This is a genomic window from Kitasatospora sp. MMS16-BH015 (assembly GCF_002943525.1).
Classification (GTDB): domain Bacteria; phylum Actinomycetota; class Actinomycetes; order Streptomycetales; family Streptomycetaceae; genus Kitasatospora.
This window is the reverse complement of the sequence record NZ_CP025394.1, coordinates 8,075,004-8,092,155: the sequence shown is the minus strand read 5'-3', so window position 1 is coordinate 8,092,155 and position 17,152 is coordinate 8,075,004. Positions and strand designations below refer to the sequence as shown.

The following is a 17,152-nucleotide window of genomic DNA, read 5'->3' as shown; positions in this document are numbered from 1 at the left end:
CCGCACGGCCGTGCCGCCCTGGTCCGGGAGCGCCGGCCGATGCGGGGGGCCAGGCGGCCGTCAGGGCCCGACCAAGCCCCCTCGCGTGACGGGGTGTCAGCTGGTCAGGGTGATGCGGACGTAGCCGTTGCCGCCGTTGGTCCCGGGCAGGCCGTCGCTTCCGCTCCGGCCGTCCCCGCCGGCGCCGGCAGTGCTGCGCTCGGCCTGGGCGCCGGATCCGCCGCCGCCTCCGTAGGCGCCGGCCCCGCCCGCGCCGCCGATGCCGCCCTGGCCGACGCCCGGGACGGGCGGGGCGACGGGGGGCTGGGCGGCGGCCGGGTCGGGCTGTCCGCCGCTGTTGGGAGTGTCCGAACCGCCGCCGCCGGTGCCCGCACCGCCGGCGGAGCCCTGTCGGCCGGGTGTGTTGAGCGCGTTGGCCGCGTCGGAGTCGGGGCAGACGTCCTTCAGGCTGTTGGTCTGGGGCGGGCTGGGCATCCCGCCCGCGCCCTCGGCCCCGTTCCAGCCCGCAGCACCGGCCGCGCCGTCCTTGATGGGCAGGGTCAGGCCGTGCTTGCCCCCCTCGCCGCCGGTACCGGCCTTGCCGGGCTCCGCGGCGGCCGCGGCGGCACCGCCCTGGACGAACGCGAGCGGGAAGCTGCGCGGCGCGCCGCTGTCCGGGTTGTCGGTGCCGACTCCGAGCCTCAGGTAGACCCGCGAACCGTCGCCACTCTCACGGCCGTTCGCGGTCGAGGGTGCGCCGCCGTTCGCGCCCGCGGTGCCGTTGCCACCGCTCACCGAGAGGATCCCGATGAACCCGTTGATGCCCCGCGTTCCGCCGAACCCGTGGTCGCCGCCCCGGCCGGGAGCCTCCGCCCGCCCGCCGGCGCCCACGTGGACGCGCACCTTCAACGGGTTGTCGGCCTGCCAGGTCACGACGCAGCGGGTGTACGCGCCGGAGCCCCCACCCGCGCCCGCGCCCCCGGCCCCACCGGAGCCGCCGAGGCCGCCGTTGCCGCCCTTGGCGACCCCGCCGATCGAGTTGCTGTTGGTGCCGCCGCCACCACCGCCACCCGCACCACCGGCCCCACCGGCGCCGGACCCGCCGGCGGCACCGGCGCCCCACTGCTCGATGACGACCTGCTTGACGCTCGGGCTGACGGTGAACACGGCGTCGGTACCTGCGGGGGTGTCGAAGACGAGCACCTGCTCGCTGCCGGCGGCCTGGGCCTGGACGGGCGATACGGCCGCGAGGCCTATGGAGCACAGCCCCAGCGCGGCCAGTGGCGCGATACGTCGGATCTTCATGCGTCGGAAACCTTCCACTGCAACGGGATCAAGGGTGGCCGAGGAAGCGGGAGAGCCCAAGAAGGGCAACGTTCCTTGCCGCAGCCGAGGCTAGGCGTGTGCATGATGACTGCCCGAAAGATTCGGCCAAAGATCCGATCGTTCACCCGCGCGGCACGTGCGCCCACCTGAGCTGGGGATTTGCCGACGGAATGCGGAGGTGATCCGTCCGCGCCTTCCGTCCACCACGCCGTCACGTGCCACGAGACCGGGAAGTCCGCGGCCCGACGAGGCCGAGACACGACCCGGCGGACGCCGAGGGCGGACGATCCGAGGTATGGGAGTGAGCCCCCGGGCGTCAGGACCTACATCCCCAGGATGACCTGCCCCGGAGGTTACTTCCACGGGCCGACGACCGGCCGGTGCGCCCGCCCGTAGCTTTCCTGCCATGGTTACAGATGGCAGCACCGACAAGGTGGTCGTGCGCCTCGACGGCGTGAGCAAGGAGTACGGGGACTCGGTCGCGCTCGACGGGGTCTCGCTGGACATCCGGGCCGGGGAAGCGGTCGCGGTGATGGGCCCGTCGGGCTGCGGCAAGTCCACCGTGCTCAACATGGTCGCCGGCCTCGACCGCCCGACCGCCGGCTCGGTCGTGGTCCACGGCGAGGACCTCGGGACGCTGAACGAGACCGGTCTCGCGCTGTACCGGCGTCGGCGGGTCGGCATGATCTTCCAGTTCTTCAACCTGATCGACGACCTGCCGGCGCTGGACAACGTGGCACTGGCCGCGCAACTGACCGGCAGTCCGACCGCGCAGGCACGTCGGCGCGCGCTCGAGCTCCTCGACGAGCTGGGCATCGCCGACCGCCGCAACGCCTATCCGGCGGCACTCAGCGGCGGCGAGCGCCAGCGGGTCGGCGTCGCCCGCGCCCTGATGAACCGTCCGGCCGTGCTGCTGGCCGACGAGCCGACCGGCGCGCTGGACAGCCGGTCCGGCGAACAGGTGATGGACCTCCTGATCGACCTCAACCAGATCGGCCAGACCCTGCTGATCGTCACCCACGACCCGCGCCTGGCCACCCGCTGCGCCAGCCGGCTGATCGAGTTCGCCGACGGCAGGGTGGCCCGCGAGAGCGCATTGGAGCGGACGGCATGAGTGCGGTGTGGCGTGCCTCCCGGGCGGCCGTGAAGCGCCGGAAGCTGCAGACGACGATCATCGGCGTCGTCGTCCTGCTCTCCACCACGACGATCACGATCGCCCTCGCGCTGATGGCGGCCGCCGCGGCCCCCTTCGACGACGCCTTCTCCCAGCAGCGCGGCGCCCATGTCGTGGCCACCTTCGACAGTGCGAAGGTCTCGGACGCGCAGGTGGCGCAGACGGCCCACCGCCGGGGCGTGGAGGCGGCGGGCCCGTTCGGCGAGGCGGTCGTCGCCGTGCCGGACGGGACGCCGGGCATGGTGGCCGGTCCGTTGACGGTGGTGGGCCGGTCCGGTCCGCAGAGCCCGGTGGACCACCTGGACCTGTGGGCCGGCCACTGGCCCACCGGCCCCGGCGAGATCGTCCTGAACAGCCGCCCGTCCGGCCGCAGCGCGTCCTTCCCGCCCGAGTTCACGGTGCCGCTGCCCGACGGATCGAGCCTCAGGGTCGTCGGCTTCGCCTCCAGCGTGAGCCAGTCGGCCGGCGCGTGGGTGACACCGGGTCAGCTCGCGAGCCTGCACCCGCGGAGCGTCCAGATGCTCTACCGCTTCGCCGACCCCGAGACGGACCAGTCCGTCCGGGCCGGCCTGGCCACCGCCACCGCGGGCCTTCCCCCGGACGCCCTGACCGGATCGCAGTCCTACCTCGCCCTGAAGAAGGCCGTCAGCGCCCGGACCGACGCCTACGCCCCGTTCCTGATGACCTTCGGCGTCCTCGGGCTGGTGGTCGCCGTACTGATCGTCGCCAACGTGGTCAGCGGCGCGGTGGTCTCGGGCCTGCGACACATCGGCGTCCTGAAGGCGCTGGGCTTCACGCCCAACCAGGTGGCCGCGGTCTACGTCCTGATGATCTCCGTGCCCGCGGTCGCCGGCTGCCTGATCGGCGTCGTCCTCGGCAATCTGTTGGCCCGGCCCCTGCTGTCCAGCGCGTTCCAGGGGCTCGGGGTGCAGGACGTGAGCGTCAGCCTCTGGGTGGACGTCGTCGCGCTGCTGGGCATGCCGGCGGTGGTCGCGCTCGCCGCGCTCGGCCCCGCCCTGCGAGCCCACCGGCTGTCCGCGGCCGAGGCGATCACCGCGGGCAGCGCCCCCCGCGTCGGGCGCGCGCTGGGCGTCCAGCGACGGCTCGGCGGCTCGGGGCTGCCCCGCTCGGTCAGCCTCGGGCTGGGCCTGCCGGTCGCCCGTCCCGCGCGCACCGCGCTGACCGTGGCGGTCATCGTGCTGGTCAAGCCGCCGTGACCCTCTCCAGCGGCTTGACCAGCACGATGACCGCCTACGGGAACGCGGAGGAGCACAACGGCACCTACCAGGTCGAGGTCACTGTCGGCGGACACCGCCCCGACCAGCCCGCACCGACACTGGGCGACACCGACACGGAGGCGCTGCTGCGCTCCCTGGGTGCCGTCCGCGTCACCGCGAGCACCTGGCAGAACGTCAAGTTCGCCGGGTCAGCGCAGAATCTCAACGGCCAGTTCCTGCGTGGGGACTCCGCCAGCCTGAACTACACCATGGCTAAGGGGCACTGGCTGGACGGGCCGGGGCAGATCGTCGTCTCCGGAGCGTTCCTGCGCCAGCGCGGTCTGGCGGTCGGCGACCGGGTCCGCCTGGATCTGGGAGCCAAGGAGGTCCCGGTGACCGTCGTCGGCCAACTGATGGCCTACGACCCCGACGGGGTGCTCTCCAACTGGGACACCCTCATCGGAGATCGCACCAGGTCAGCGGGCCTCCGACTATACGGTCCAGCTCGCCCCCGGGGCCGACGCCGACGCCTTCGTGACCGCGTTCCGGAAGGCCGCCGGCCCCGGGCTCTACCCCGCCAGGCACGCGGACGAGCTGAACCAGGCGACACTGACCATCGTCAGCTTCGCGGTGCTGTTCACGCTGATGCTGGCCGCGGTCGCCGCACTCGGGGTCTTCAACACCGTCGTCCTCACCACCCACGAGCGCCGCCGCAACCTGGGCATGCTCAAGTCCATCGGCATGACCCCCCGTCAGGTCACGGTGATGATGGTCACCTCGATGGCCGCCCTGGGCACGCTCGGGGGGCTCATCGGCCTCCCCCTCGGTGTCCTCGCCCACCGCCTGGTGGTACCGGCCTCGGTCCGGGCGGCCGGGATCGACCTGCCGGTCTCGATGCTGCACGTCTGGCACGCGCCCGGCCTCACACTGCTCGCCCTCGCGGGCATCGCCATCGCGGTGCTGGGGGCGCTGGTGCCGGCCCGCTCAGCGGCGCGCCTGCCCATCGCCGAAGTGCTGCGCAGCGAGTGACCGGTCGGTAGACCATGTGGGTCCCGACCACAGCAGGGGTCGGGCCCCACACCGCCGGCGGTGCGCCCAGCAGAAGCTACCCTGTCCCCGATGCCCGGGATGCGGCGCGGCCACCTCCCCGACAACCACACCGGATCGGACGATGACGCCCCCACCCCTGCCCGGGCCGCTGGCCCACCTCGCGCCCCTGCTCGACGACTACGGATACCCGTCGCTCGCCCTGCTGGTGTTCCTGGACAACTGCGGGATCCCCGCGCCCGGTCAGACCATCCTGGTGCTCGCGGCGGTGTACGCCGGCACCGGGCGGATGAGCATCGCCGCCGTGGCCGCGATCGCCTTCGCGGCCGCTGCGGCGGGCAACACGCTGGGGTTCGTGATCGGCCGCACCGGCGGGACGGCCTTCGTGCACCGGTGGGGCAAGTACGTGCTGCTGACTCCGGAGCGGACGGCGAAGGCGCACGCCTTCTTCGGCCGGTACGGCGGCCGGATCGTCACGGTGGCCCGGTTCATCGACGGGCTGCGGCAGTACAACGGGATCGTGGCCGGCACCACCGAGCTCTCCTGGCGCCGCTTCCTGCCCGCCAACCTGGCGGGCGCGGCGCTCTGGGTGGGCGTCTGGTCGACGGCGGGGTACCTCGCGGGGGACAACATCGGCCCGATCTACCGCGAGGCCGTCCGCTACCAGAACTTCCTGTTGATCGCGGCCGCCGTCCTCCTGCTCGCCTTCCTCACCTACCGGTGGGTGCGCAGCAGGAGACGCGGCAAGGACGAGGGTCAGAACCGCAGCGGCACGACCTCGAAGGACGACGCGTAGCGCACCCCGAGCCGCTCCCCGGCCGCCGCCGACATGCCCTCCAGGAAGGAGCGGGCGTCGGCCATCGCCCCGCCCAGGCCGGCCAGGTACGCCCGGTGGGCCTCCAGCGAGGCGACCCCGGCGTCCAGGTGGTCGGTGATGTCCACGGCGTGCCCGGCCTGCGGCGAACCGACCGCCCAGACCTCGCGGACACCGTCCCAGGGCTCCAGGCCCTCCTCCGTCAGCTCGCGGAAGACCCAGCGGTTGCCCGCGTCCCGCACCGCGTCCAGGGCGGCCCGCCCGGTGGCGATGTGGTCGGCCTGGTTGGCCACCGTACCGCCGTAGGTGTCACGGAAGTTGGTGGTGATCACGATGTCCGGGCGGTGCCGCCGGACGGCCCGGGCGATGTCCCGGCGCAGCGGCAGCCCGTACTCCAGGACACCGTCCGGGTGGCCCAGGAACTCGACCTCGCCGACCCCGACCAGGGCGGCCGAGGCGATCTGCTCGGCCTCCCGGACGGTGCGGCACTCCTCCGGGCTCATCGAGTCGATGCCGGCCTCGCCGCTGGTGACCATCACGTAGACCACCCGCTTGCCCTGGGCCGTCCAGCGGGCCACGGCGGCCGCCGCGCCGTACTCCATGTCGTCGGGGTGGGCCACCACGGCCAGCGCGGTCCGCCAGCTCTCGTCCAGCGGGGTGAAGGGCGGCGGGGTGCTCACTGGGCCCGCCGGATCTGGTAGTTGAAGTCGGCGTGGCCGAGCTGCCCCATCATCCGCAGCCAGAACGGCATCAGCATCTCCAGCCCGCGTGCCGCCTCGACCCCGCCGAGGTCGAGCACCGAGCCGGCCGGCCAGCCGAACTGCTCCAGTACGGCGGTGACCTGGGCCTTGGCCACCGGGTCGTTGCCGGCCACGAAGAGGTTGTGCTCGCCGGGCACCCGGCCCGGGTCGACCATCACGGCGCAGTTGACCGTGTTGAGCGCCTTGACCACCCGGGCCTCGGGGTACTCCCGCTGGATCTGCTCGGCCACGCTGTCGGTGTTGACCGGGTCAAGGCTGAGCTCGCCGGTGGCGGAGAAGACCAGCGGGTTGGAGACGTCGATCAGCACCTTGCCGGCCAGGTTCTCCGCGCCGGCCAAGCGCAGCGCCTGGAGCGAGACGGTGCCGGAGGTGGCGTTGAGCACCACCTCCGCCGCCTGCGCGGCCTCGGCGAAGGTGCCGCTGTGGCCGTACGGGCCGGCCTGCTCGGCCCAGGCCAGGGCGGTCTCGTTCTCCTTGGTGCGCGACCCGAGGGTCACCTCGTGGCCGAGCGAGACGAGCTTGCTCGCGAGGGTGCGCCCCACGGTGCCCGTCCCGATGATCCCGAAGTGCATCTGTCAGCTCTCCCGTCCACCGGGCCCGCGCGTCGGGCCCGGTGAAGCGACCCTAGCTGACCTGCGGTCAACCCGGCCGGAATTACTCAACGGTGGCGCTCTTACTCCACGGTCACGCTCTTGGCGAGGTTGCGCGGCTTGTCCACGTCCCGCTCCAGGGCGATCGCCGCGAAGTACGCGAAGATCTGCAGCGGGATGTTGAGCAGCAGCGGGTCGAGCTCGGGCTCGCTCTTGGGCACCACGATCGCGTGGTCGGCCAGCTTGGCGTCCGGCACCCGGTGGCCGACGGCCAGGATGCGGCCGGAGCGGGCCTTGATCTCGCCCAGGGTGGTGAGGTTCTTGTCGAGCAGCTCGTCGTCCGGCACCAGGGCGACGGTGGGCAGCTCGGGGCTGATCAGCGCGAGCGGGCCGTGCTTGAGCTCGGAGGCCGGGTAGGCCTCGGCGTGCACGTAGGAGATCTCCTTGAGCTTCTGCGCGCCCTCGCGGGCCACCGGGTAGCCGCGGACCCGGCCGATGAACATCATCCCGGCGCTGTCGGCGTAGTGCGCGGCCAGCTTGGCGATCTCCTCCTCCTGCGCCAGGATCTCCCGGATCTGCCCGGGCAGGGCCTTGAGCGCGGAGACGATCCGGCGGCCGTCGGCGGGCGAGAGGTCGTTGATCCGGCCGAAGTGCAGGGCCAGCAGCGCGAAGGCGACCACGGTGGAGGTGAAGGCCTTGGTGGAGGCCACCGAGATCTCCGGCCCGGCGTGCAGGTAGATGCCGCCGTCGCACTCGCGGGCGATCGCGCTGCCGACGGTGTTGACCACGCCGAGCACCCGGCCGCCCTTGCGCTTGATCTCCTGTACGGCGGCCAGCGTGTCGTAGGTCTCGCCGGACTGGCTGACCGCCACGTACAGGGTGTCGCGCTCGATCACCGGGTTGCGGTAGCGGAACTCGGAGGCCGGCTCGCTGTGCGCGGGGATCCGGGCCAGCTCCTCGATCAGCTGGGCGCCCATCTCGCCGGCGTAGTACGCGGAGCCGCAGCCGAGGATCTTCACCCGGCGGATCTCGCGCAGCTCGCGGGCGTCCAGGTTGAGCCCGCCGAGGTGGGCGGTGGCGAACTTCTCGTCGAGGCGGCCGCTCAGGGTGCGCTCCACCGAGCCGGGCTGCTCGTGGATCTCCTTGAGCAGGTAGTGCTCGTAGCCGGCGGTGTCGTAGGAGGCCACCTCCCAGTCCACCGTGGAGGGCTGGCGGGTGACGGTGCGGGCGTCCTCGGTGATGGTGCGGAAGCCGTCGGCGCGCACGGTGGCCAGCTCGCCGTCCTCCAGGTGCACCACCTGGCGGGTGTAGCGGACCAGGGCGGCGATGTCGGAGGCGACGAACATCTCCTTCTCGCCGATGCCGAGCACGATCGGGCTGCCGTTGCGGGCCACCACGATCCGGTCCGGCTGGGCGGAGTCGAGCACCGCGATGCCGTACGTGCCCACGACGTGGCCGAGTGCCCCCCGGACGGCCTCCTCCAGCTCGACCCCCTCGACGGCACGGGCGGCGATCAGGTGGGCGAGCACCTCGGTGTCGGTCTCGGAGGTGAAGGTGACGCCCTCGGCGGTGAGGCGGGCGCGCAGCTCCTCGGCGTTCTCGATGATGCCGTTGTGCACCACGGCGATCCGGCCGGAGTTGTCGGTGTGCGGGTGGGCGTTGGCGTCGCTCGGCTCACCGTGGGTGGCCCAGCGGGTGTGGCCGATGCCGGTGGTGCCCTTGAAGCGGGCCGGCACCGCCGCCGCGAGGTCGGCCACCCGGCCCTTGACCTTGCACACCTTCAGCCCGCCGGTCTTGCCGAGCACGGCCACGCCGGCGGAGTCGTAACCCCGGTACTCCAGCCGCTGCAGTCCCTCGAGCAGGAAGGTGGTCGCGTCCTTGGGGCCGATGTAGGCCACGATTCCGCACATTGGTCAGCAGCTCCTTGCGTCGGTCGACTGGTGAAGCGGGGTCAGCCGTAGACCATCCGGCGGAGCTGACGGGTGGACAGCTCCGGCGCGGCGACCCGGCGGGCGGCGAGTTCGGCGCCGAGCCGGGCGAAGATCTTCTCGTTGGTCAGACCCCTGGCCTGCAGCTCGCCGTGGCGGCGGCGGACGTACTCCTCGGTGCTCTCCGAGAAGTACGCCAGCACCTCCGCGACTACTCTGGCCGCCTCTCCCGGACTCAGCGAGCTGGTGCGGGTCAGGTGGGCGAGCAGGTCTTCGTGAGGGTGCGGCGAGACAGGCACAAGAGAGGACAGTAGGCGCCCGGCATCGCGAAACCAAGAATCCTGCCCGAAATCGGGCAGATCTTCAGACATTCAGCCCCGGTCACTCACGGTTGGCACGCGTGTGCGAGAGTGAGCCTCTGGTGACTGGGGGGCGCCCTCTTCGTTGACCAGGTCGGCAGCCGCGCAACCGGGGCCGACACTTCCCGGATGGCGGCCCAAAACCACGGAATCCACCGCGCTGCCGCCAGGATGGGAAGGACACCTGTCCGAAGCGAGCTGTCGGGGGATCCAACCGCCATGCAACCGCGAATCTTCGCGATCATCACCGCGCTGCTGCTCGGCGCGCTCGGCCTCGGCTCGGTGGCCGTCACCGAGTGGGCCCCCGCCGCCACCCCGGCCGCGGCGGTCGGCACCCCCGCCGCCCCGCCCAGCGCCCCGGGCTCGCCCAGCGCCTCGCCCTCCCCCACCGGCGACCCGGCGGTCTGGACCCGCAGCACCCTGCGCAACAAGATGATGGCCGAGATGGACGCCACCGACCCGGGCGTGGCGCTCGCCGACCTCGACAAGATCACCAAGAAGCTCCCGTACACCGTCCGGTTCTGCCACCCGATCGCGCACGAGCTGGGCCACGCCGCCGTGAAGCGGTACCACGAGGACTTCCAGAAGGTGATCTCCTTCCCGCACGAGACCTGCGCGGCGGGCTACCTGCACGGCGCGGTGGAGGAGATGCTCAACGCCTCCAAGCAGCCCGAGGTCGACCTGCTCAAGCTCTGCGCCCCGAACAACACCGGCCCCTGCATCCACGGCGTCGGCCACGGCACCATGTTCGTCGCCAAGCAGGACGTCGAGAAGGCCCGCGACCTGTGCAGCGAGTTCCCCGGCGACAGCAAGAAGATCACCTGCTCCGAGGGCCTCTTCATGCAGCTCTTCGGCCCCGACGAGGAGGACGAGAAGGCCAAGGCCAACCTCCCCGCCGACAAGCTGGCCAAGGAGCCGCTCTACCCCTGCCCCGAGCAGCCCTCCCTCTTCCAGTCGGCCTGCTACTTCTACGCCCCCACCTACTACCTGAGCTCCCACGACTACGCCAACCACCCCGAGGTCTTCGCCGCCGCCCTCCAGTGGTGCCTCAACGGCAAGTCCACCGGCGGCGACATCGACTGCAGCCGCGGCGTCGGCTCGCGCACCATGAAGTACAACCTCGACCGCGTCAACTGGGCCGCCGACCAGTGCGCCACCGGCGTGGACGCCACCCACCGCCGCGCCTGCACCCAGGGCCTCTACAGCTACTACACCGTCAACTACACCGAGGCCGGCGCCGGCGCCCGCCTCTGCTCCCAGATCACCAACAAGGAGATCGCGGGCTACTGCCGCGGCGCCGGCGGCCTGGCCAACACCCTCGACTGACCCCGGTCAACCGGGCCCCGGGCGGCGGGCGTACCCTGCCGCGCGGGGTTCGGGCCGAAGGGCGGCCCGCCCGGGGGAGAGTGACGGGCATGCAGGCCGTGGTGAACGGGAGCACGCTGCCGGTGCTGGAGATCCAGCTCGGCCAGGGGGAGACGGTGATCTCCGCGCACGGAGAGCTGTCCTGGATGTCGGCGAACGTCCAGATGTCGCAGACCACCAACAGCGGTGGCGGCAAGGGCGGCCTGATGAACTCGCTCAAGCGGGCGGTCGGCGGGGGCGGGTTCTTCCTCACCCAGTACCAGGCCCAGGGCGGGCCGGGGCTGGTCGCCTTCGCGGCGAAGGTGCCCGGTCACATCGTGCCGGTGGACGTGGCGCCCGGCCGCGGCGTGGTGGTGCACCGGCACGGCTGGATCTGCGGCACCCCCGGTGTCAGCCCGACGGTCGCCCTCCAGCAGACCTTCCGCGGCGGCCTCTGGGGCGGCGAGGGCTTCGTGCTCCAGCGCCTCCAGGGCGAGGGCCGCGCCTGGGTCGAGCTCTCCGGCGAGCTCACCCGCTACACCCTGGCCCCGGGCCAGACCATGCTCGTCCACCCCGGCCACGTCGGCATGTTCGACGAGCAGGTCCAGTTCACCATCACCCGCGTCCCCGGCATCGCCAACAAGATCTTCGGCGGCGACGGCATCTTCCTGGTCGCCCTCACCGGCCCCGGCCAGATCTGGCTCCAGAGCATGCCCCTCTCCGGCCTCGCCCACGCCCTCGAGCCCTACCTCGCCCGCGACGGCGCCGTCGCCGGCGCCGAGGGCGCGGGCATCGCCGGCATAGTCGGCGGCATCCTGCGCGGCTGAACCACCCTCGCGGGTGCGGACCGGCGTCAGGGTGACGTCAAAGGGTTCGCACCCGCCCCTTCCTGCGGCATATCCTGCCGGAGGCCGCGGCGCGGGACGCCCGCCGGCCGAAGACGTGTGCGCCCGCCGGGGTGCGCCCTGCCGGGAGGAGGCGAGCGAGATGGACGAGCACAGTCCCGGCCCCGAGAGCCGCACCGCCCGCCCTGCCCCGGCCCGCGCAGCTCTGCGCTGAGCCCGGCCGCGCGGGGCTGTGCCGAGCCACCCGCACGGCCCCGGCCGAGTCCCGGACCGGCCACGCCTTCCCGTTCACCTCACGCCCGGCTGACAGCATGTCAGGCGCGCCCTCGACGCCCCGGCCGTCGCCCTGCCCCCGAAGGAGGTGCCCCGTGCACACCCTCACCACCCTCGACTTCCTCCTCCGACTCGCCGTCGGTGTCGCCTGCGGGGCGCTGATCGGCGTCGAACGCCAGTGGCGGGCCCGGATGGCGGGCCTGCGCACCAACGCCCTGGTCGCCGCCGGGGCGACGCTCTTCGTGCTGTACAGCGAGGCCGTCGGCGACGCCGGGAGCCCGACCCGGGTGGCCTCGTACGTGGTGTCCGGGATCGGGTTCCTCGGCGGTGGGGTGATCCTGCGCGACGGCGCCGGGGTCCGGGGGCTCAACACGGCCGCCACGCTCTGGTGCTCGGCCGCCGTCGGGGTGCTGGCCGCCTCCGGCAAGCTCGCCTTCGCCGCGCTCGGCACCCTCGCCGTCCTCGCCGTCCACCTGGTGCTCCGGCCCGCCGGCCGGCTGCTCGACCGCGCCCCGGCCAGCGGCAGCGACCCGGACTCCACCAGCCGCGCCACCGTGCACCTGGAGTGCGAGCGCCGCTCCGAGACCCACATCCGGGCCCTGCTGCTCCAGGCCCTGACCGCCTCCGGGCTGGCCCCGACCGGCCTGCGGGTGCGGCGCGGCACCCGCGAGGACACCACCAGCCTGCGCTCCACGGTGGCCGTCACCGGCGACGTCACGGCCGCCCTGGAGCAGGTGGTGACCCGGCTCTCGCTGGAGCCCGGGGTCCGCGACCTGCACTGGCACCTGGAGGACGAGCCCGTCCACGGCGAGCAGGAGTCGCTGGCCTGACCGTTCCCCTGGTGGACGGCGTCGAGGCCCTTGTGTCCGCTCGCCTACAGTGCCCCTCATGAGCGAAGACTTCCGCACCGCCGCCCACCGAGCCGCCGACCTGGTCTCCGACTACCTCGCCGCCGTGCCGGCGGCCCCCGTCTGGCAGCCCATGCCGACGGCGGCGCGCGAAGCCCTGCTCACCCTCCCCCTGCCCACCGAGGGCACTCCCCTGCCCGAGCTGCTCGCCACCGTCGAGCAGCAGATCCTCACCGCCCCCATGGGCAACGGCCACCCCCGGTTCTTCGGCTGGGTCAACTCCGCCCCGGCCCCGGCCGGGGTGCTGGCCACCCTGGCCGCCGCCGCGATGAACCCCAGCAGCGCGGGCGGCGACCACGCCGACGTGCACCTGGAGCGCGCCACCGTCCGCTGGATCGCCGAGCTGGTCGGCTTCCCGGCCACCGCCCCGGCCGGCGGCATCCTCACCTCCGGCACCTCGATGGCCACCATCCTCTGCGTGGCCGCCGCCCGGCACCGCGCGGCGGCCCGCCTCGGCCACGACCTGCGCGCCGACGGCCTGGCGGGCCTGCCGCCGTTCACCGCCTACGCCACCGCCGAGACCCACTCCTGCGTCCGCAAGGCCGTCGAGCTGCTGGGCCTGGGCAGCCGCCACCTGCGCACCGTGGCCACCACCCCGGACGGCCTGCTCGACCCCGCCGCCCTCGCCGAGGCGGTCGCCGCCGACCGCGCGGCGGGCCTGCACCCCTTCCTGGTGGTCGCCTCGGCCGGCACCGTCGGCACCGGCGCCGTGGACGCCTTCGACCCGCTGGCCGACCTCTGCGCCGCGGAGGGCCTCTGGCTGCACGTGGACGGCGCGTACGGCGCCTTCGGCGTGCTGGACGAGGCCGTCGCCGAGCAGTACGCGGGGATGGACCGCGCCGACTCGCTCGCCCTCGACCCGCACAAGTGGCTCGGCGTCCCGGTGGACTGCGGCTGCGCCCTGGTCCGCGACGCCGCCGCGCTGCGGGCCGCCTTCAGTCTCGTCCCCTCCTACCTGCGCGACGAGAGCGCCGACGGCTTCGGCTGGTTCTCCGAGTACGGGATGGAGCAGACCCGCCCCTTCCGCGCCCTCAAGGTCTGGGCCACCATCGCCCACCGCGGCCGGGCCGGCATCGCCGCCGACATCGCCACCTGCACCGCACTGGCCCGCCGGCTCGGCGAGCTGGTCCAAGCCGAGCCGGCCCTCGAGCTCCTCGCCCCGGTCCGCACCTCGATCGTCGCCTTCCGGGTCCGGGCCGAGAGCGAGACGGCAGCAGCCGCAGCGGCCGCCGACGCACTCAATCGCGCCCTGCCCGCAACCGTTCAACAGCGTGGAAACGTGTTCGTGACCGGAGCGGTCTACGAAGGGAAGGAGCTGCTCCGCGCCTGCCTGCTCAACGCCGCCACCACCGAGCAGGACCTGAAGCTCCTGGTGACCGAAGTGCTGGCCGCCGCCGACGATCTGAGGGGGCGTCGAGTCGAATCCTGACGGTCACCCGGAGTTCACCGGGAGTCGTTCGAAAACCAACCGAAGACATTTACCGACAGGTCACGGGGGATTCGTGATCGTGAAACACCGGAGCGCGACCATGCTCCCATGGACAGACTCCCCGAAGCCCAGCCGCCCGCCCGCCTCTCCCGCGCCCAGCGGCGCGGACTCCGGCCGCACGGCCGGGCCCACCGCTGGCGGCGCGACACCACCGAGCTCGCCGCCGTCTTCCTGGCCGTCGCCACCGCCGACCTGGTGGCGAACATCGTCGTGCACGGCCACGACGGCCCGGTGCTGCTCGCCTGCTCGGCCCTCGCCCTGCTCGCCACGGCCGTCTTCCACGCCTGGTGGGCCCACCGGCACCCGCACGCCCCACCCGGCCCCGAGCCGACCGCACCACCCGGCGAGGCCCCGGTGACCGGCCCGCTGCACGACTACCAGGAGACCGCCCTCTGGCGGCTGCGCACCACCGTCGACGACGCCCCCGGCAGCCTGGCCCGGATCTGCGTCGCGCTGGCCGACCGCCAGGTCAACATCCTCTCCCTCCAGGCCCACCCGCTGGCCGACGGCACCACCGTGGACGAGTTCCTGCTGCGCACGCCAGTCTCGCTGGCCCGCACCGAGCTCACCCGCCTGGTCGCCACCGCCGGCGGCCGGGACATCTGGACCGACCCGGCCGACGCCCACGACCTGGTGGACGAGCCCACCCACGTGCTCGCCCTGGCCACCCGCACCGCCCTGGACGCCGCCGAACTCCCCGTCGCCCTGCGACGGCTCTTCGGCCGCTGCACCATCCGCAGCTACCCGGGTGGCGCCGCCGGCGCCACCGCCGCCGTGGACGGCCACGTGATGCGGCTGCCCGTCCCCTCCGGCCACCTGATCGAGCTCACCCGGGCCCACCTCCCCTTCACCCCGACCGAATTCGCCCGGGCCCAGGCCCTGGTCGAGCTGGACTCCCTGCTCGGCCCCCGCGTCCCCAAGGTCGAGGCCCGCCTGCGGCTGCCGGCCGGCACCGACCTGACCGTCCGCCGCGCGGACCCGTCGGACCACGCCGCCGCCCTCGCCATGCACCACCGCTGCTCGCCGGACGCCCTCCGCAAGCGGTACCACGGCCCGGTGGCCGACGCCGACCGCTACCTCGACCACCTCCTCGACCCCCGCCACGGCCAGACCCTCGCCGTGGAGACCCCGGACGGCCGCATCGTCGCCCTCGCCCACCTGCTCTGGGACGAGGACAGCGCCGAGGTCGCCCTCCTGGTCGAGGACGCCTGGCAGCGCCGCGGCCTCGGCTTCGACCTCCTCCAGCGGATGGCCGCCCTCGCCTCGGAGGCCGGCTCCCCCACCGTCTACGCCGTCACCCACGCCTCCAACACCGGCCTCATCTCCACCATGCAGCGGCTCGGCGCCCCCCTGGACTACCAGGTCGAGGACGCCACCCTCACCATCACCGCCCATCTCTCCCAGGCAGCACTCCCCAGTCCCTGGCCGGGGCGGTAGGTCCTTTCAGGGACGCGGGGAACGGCGCGGCCGGCCATGCATCGTCTGCACCTTTACAGGGATGCCCTCGTTGCACTATCCGCTGACGGTGCAACTGATTCCTGACGGAAGATGGCACGTACGCTTCTTCCGATCTCGCGCAGTTCCCCGCGCCCCTGGACAGTGCAACCTGGGGCGATCACGGATCTGCCGGTCGGAGTAGGTAGGCTGGCCCCGTCCCCGCCGCCCGGCGTTCCTTTCAACGGCCGCCCGGGCGGTGCCGCTGCAAGGAGGAACCACTGAGCATGCCAGGCCCCGATTCGGAAGCCGCGGCCGTACGCGACGCCTCGCTGCCCGCCCGCGCCAAGCTCGCCGTGACGGCCGGCCGGATGGCCGCCGCCCTCTCGCAGAAGGCCGGCCGAGGCAGCGGCTCGGTGATCGGCGGCAAGGTCGCCCTCAAGCTCGACCCGGACCTGCTCGCCACGCTGGCCGAGCACCTCGACGTCGTGCTGGTCAGCGCCACCAACGGCAAGACCACCACCACCCGCCTGATCGCCGAGGCGCTGCGCGCCGCCGGCCCGGTGGTCTCCAACGCGCTCGGCGCCAACATGCCGGCCGGCATCACCGCCGCCCTGGCGGGCGGCACCGAGGCGCGGTTCGGCGTCATCGAGGTGGACGAGAAGTACCTCGCCGGGGTGGCCCGTGACACCCGGCCGAAGGCCATAGCGCTGCTCAACCTCTCCCGCGACCAGCTCGACCGCGCGGCGGAGACCCGGATGATGGCCGAGAAGTGGCGCGAGGGCCTCAAGGACACCGAGGCCGTGATCATCGCCAACGCGGACGACCCGCTGGTGACCTGGGCCGCCTCCTCCTGCCGGAAGGTGGTCTGGGTGGCCGCTGGCCAGGCGTGGAAGGAGGACGCCTGGTCCTGCCCGTCCTGCGGTGGCGTGATGCAGCGCCCGGGCGACGACTGGTTCTGCCAGGACTGCGGCTTCCGCCGTCCGCAGCCGCACTGGGCGCTCCAGGGCACCCACGTGATCGACCCGCAGCGCGGTGCCTGGCCGATCCAGCTCCAGCTGCCCGGCCGGGCCAACCTGGCCAACGCCACCAGCTCGGCCGCCGTCGCGGCGGTCTTCGGGGTGGCCCCGCAGGTCGCGCTGCAGCGGATGCAGACCGTCACCGCCGTGGCCGGCCGCTACGACGTGGTCTCGTACCTGGGCCGCGACGTGCGCCTGCTGCTCGCCAAGAACCCGGCGGGCTGGCTGGAGACCTTCTCGCTGATCGACGGCCCGCCGGCCCCGGTGGTGCTCTCGGTCAACGCGCTGGACGCCGACGGCACCGACACCTCCTGGCTCTGGGACGTGGACTACGAGCGCCTGTCCGGCCACCCGGTCTTCGTGATGGGCCAGCGCAAGCTGGACCTGGCCGTCCGGCTGGAGGTGGCCGGCCTGCAGTTCCAGGTGGTCGACACCCTGGAGCAGGCCGTCCAGCAGGCCCCGCCCGGCCGGATCGAGGCGATCGCCAACTACACGGCCTTCCAGCAGCTGCGCAAGGCGGTGGCCAACTGATGTCCTACCCCCCGCAGCCGCACCCCGGCCAGCCGCAGCACCCCGGCCAGCCCCAGCAGTCGTACCAGCAGCCGCCCCAGCAGTCCCACCCCCAGCCGGGGGCCCAGCAGTACG

At 73.2% G+C, this 17,152-nt stretch carries 15 protein-coding genes and 1 pseudogene; 11 read left to right on the top strand and 5 right to left on the bottom strand.

What is annotated here, in order from left to right; translation table 11 throughout:
* Positions 1-96: 96 nt before the first annotated feature.
* The gene (locus CFP65_RS39440; RefSeq protein ID WP_158702509.1) at positions 97-1,284 is read right to left on the bottom strand and encodes a hypothetical protein; all 1,188 of its coding nucleotides are present in this window, start codon (positions 1,282-1,284) and stop codon (positions 97-99) included.
* A 427-nt stretch (positions 1,285-1,711) separates the two neighbouring features.
* On the opposite strand from CFP65_RS39440, the gene CFP65_RS34830 reads away from it, so the two are divergent.
* From CFP65_RS34830 to CFP65_RS34810, 5 genes and pseudogenes are all read left to right on the top strand, one after another.
* Positions 1,712-2,419 carry an ABC transporter ATP-binding protein gene (locus tag CFP65_RS34830; protein ID WP_104819917.1) on the top strand — a complete coding sequence of 236 codons (708 nt, stop codon included), beginning with the start codon at positions 1,712-1,714 and terminating at the stop codon, positions 2,417-2,419.
* Positions 2,416-3,696, top strand: a complete 1,281-nt coding sequence (locus CFP65_RS34825) for an ABC transporter permease (RefSeq protein ID WP_104819916.1) — start codon at positions 2,416-2,418, stop codon at positions 3,694-3,696. Before CFP65_RS34830 ends, CFP65_RS34825 begins: the two co-directional genes overlap by 4 nt.
* 26 nt (positions 3,697-3,722) lie before the next feature.
* Positions 3,723-4,085 (top strand): annotated as a pseudogene (locus CFP65_RS39435) (hypothetical protein); the annotation flags it as partial.
* A 145-nt stretch (positions 4,086-4,230) separates the two neighbouring features.
* The gene (locus CFP65_RS34815) at positions 4,231-4,725 is read left to right on the top strand and encodes an FtsX-like permease family protein (RefSeq protein WP_254552722.1); all 495 of its coding nucleotides are present in this window, start codon (positions 4,231-4,233) and stop codon (positions 4,723-4,725) included.
* A 142-nt stretch (positions 4,726-4,867) separates the two neighbouring features.
* Complete coding sequence (locus CFP65_RS34810; RefSeq protein ID WP_104819914.1) at positions 4,868-5,539, top strand: DedA family protein; 672 nt, start codon at positions 4,868-4,870, stop codon at positions 5,537-5,539.
* On the opposite strand, the gene CFP65_RS34805 is transcribed toward CFP65_RS34810, so the two are convergent.
* From CFP65_RS34805 to CFP65_RS34790, 4 genes are all read right to left on the bottom strand, one after another.
* Entirely contained in the window at positions 5,500-6,237 is a 738-nt protein-coding gene (locus CFP65_RS34805) for a PIG-L deacetylase family protein (RefSeq protein ID WP_104819913.1), read from the bottom strand. The two genes, CFP65_RS34810 and CFP65_RS34805, sit on opposite strands and share 40 nt — an antisense overlap.
* Complete coding sequence (locus tag CFP65_RS34800; RefSeq protein ID WP_104819912.1) at positions 6,234-6,890, bottom strand: NADPH-dependent F420 reductase; 657 nt, start codon at positions 6,888-6,890, stop codon at positions 6,234-6,236. Before CFP65_RS34800 ends, CFP65_RS34805 begins: the two co-directional genes overlap by 4 nt.
* A gap of 101 nt (positions 6,891-6,991) precedes the next feature.
* Complete coding sequence (gene glmS / locus CFP65_RS34795) at positions 6,992-8,818, bottom strand: glutamine--fructose-6-phosphate transaminase (isomerizing) (protein WP_104819911.1); 1,827 nt, start codon at positions 8,816-8,818, stop codon at positions 6,992-6,994.
* Between the two features lie 41 nt (positions 8,819-8,859).
* Positions 8,860-9,135, bottom strand: coding sequence for a hypothetical protein (locus CFP65_RS34790; protein WP_104819910.1), 276 nt, complete (start codon positions 9,133-9,135; stop codon positions 8,860-8,862).
* Between the two features lie 279 nt (positions 9,136-9,414).
* Between CFP65_RS34790 and CFP65_RS34780 the strand changes: the two genes are divergently transcribed.
* The 6 genes from CFP65_RS34780 (at position 9,415) to CFP65_RS34755 (ending at position 17,038) form a co-directional block, all read left to right on the top strand.
* On the top strand, positions 9,415-10,521 hold the full coding sequence (locus CFP65_RS34780; protein WP_158702508.1) for a hypothetical protein: 1,107 nt from the start codon (positions 9,415-9,417) through the stop codon (positions 10,519-10,521).
* A gap of 89 nt (positions 10,522-10,610) precedes the next feature.
* The gene (locus tag CFP65_RS34775; RefSeq protein ID WP_104819907.1) at positions 10,611-11,366 is read left to right on the top strand and encodes an AIM24 family protein; all 756 of its coding nucleotides are present in this window, start codon (positions 10,611-10,613) and stop codon (positions 11,364-11,366) included.
* 386 nt (positions 11,367-11,752) lie between these two features.
* On the top strand, positions 11,753-12,487 hold the full coding sequence (locus CFP65_RS34770) for an MgtC/SapB family protein (RefSeq protein ID WP_104819906.1): 735 nt from the start codon (positions 11,753-11,755) through the stop codon (positions 12,485-12,487).
* 58 nt (positions 12,488-12,545) lie between these two features.
* Positions 12,546-13,994: a pyridoxal-dependent decarboxylase gene (locus tag CFP65_RS34765; protein ID WP_104819905.1), complete on the top strand. Its 1,449-nt coding sequence runs from the start codon at positions 12,546-12,548 to the stop codon at positions 13,992-13,994.
* A 108-nt stretch (positions 13,995-14,102) separates the two neighbouring features.
* A complete protein-coding gene (locus CFP65_RS34760) occupies positions 14,103-15,491 on the top strand; it encodes a GNAT family N-acetyltransferase (protein ID WP_104819904.1) in 1,389 nt (462 codons plus the stop codon).
* Positions 15,492-15,775: 284 nt separating this feature from the next.
* Positions 15,776-17,038 (top strand): MurT ligase domain-containing protein, encoded by a 1,263-nt coding sequence (locus CFP65_RS34755; protein ID WP_104819903.1) that lies wholly within the window; start codon positions 15,776-15,778, stop codon positions 17,036-17,038.
* Positions 17,039-17,152: the final 114 nt, after the last annotated feature.

What these genes read in the sequence shown, in the direction of transcription:
- CFP65_RS39440 (WP_158702509.1), bottom strand. Translation starts at nt 1,284, where the DNA reads ATGAAGATCCGACGTATCGCGCCACTGGCCGCGCTGGGGCTGTGCTCC.
- CFP65_RS34830 (WP_104819917.1), top strand. Translation starts at nt 1,712, where the DNA reads ATGGTTACAGATGGCAGCACCGACAAGGTGGTCGTGCGCCTCGACGGC.
- CFP65_RS34825 (WP_104819916.1), top strand. Translation starts at nt 2,416, where the DNA reads ATGAGTGCGGTGTGGCGTGCCTCCCGGGCGGCCGTGAAGCGCCGGAAG.
- CFP65_RS34810 (WP_104819914.1), top strand. Translation starts at nt 4,868, where the DNA reads ATGACGCCCCCACCCCTGCCCGGGCCGCTGGCCCACCTCGCGCCCCTG.
- CFP65_RS34800 (WP_104819912.1), bottom strand. Translation starts at nt 6,890, where the DNA reads ATGCACTTCGGGATCATCGGGACGGGCACCGTGGGGCGCACCCTCGCG.
- glmS (WP_104819911.1), bottom strand. Translation starts at nt 8,818, where the DNA reads ATGTGCGGAATCGTGGCCTACATCGGCCCCAAGGACGCGACCACCTTC.
- CFP65_RS34780 (WP_158702508.1), top strand. Translation starts at nt 9,415, where the DNA reads ATGCAACCGCGAATCTTCGCGATCATCACCGCGCTGCTGCTCGGCGCG.
- CFP65_RS34775 (WP_104819907.1), top strand. Translation starts at nt 10,611, where the DNA reads ATGCAGGCCGTGGTGAACGGGAGCACGCTGCCGGTGCTGGAGATCCAG.
- CFP65_RS34765 (WP_104819905.1), top strand. Translation starts at nt 12,546, where the DNA reads ATGAGCGAAGACTTCCGCACCGCCGCCCACCGAGCCGCCGACCTGGTC.
- CFP65_RS34760 (WP_104819904.1), top strand. Translation starts at nt 14,103, where the DNA reads ATGGACAGACTCCCCGAAGCCCAGCCGCCCGCCCGCCTCTCCCGCGCC.
- CFP65_RS34755 (WP_104819903.1), top strand. Translation starts at nt 15,776, where the DNA reads ATGCCAGGCCCCGATTCGGAAGCCGCGGCCGTACGCGACGCCTCGCTG.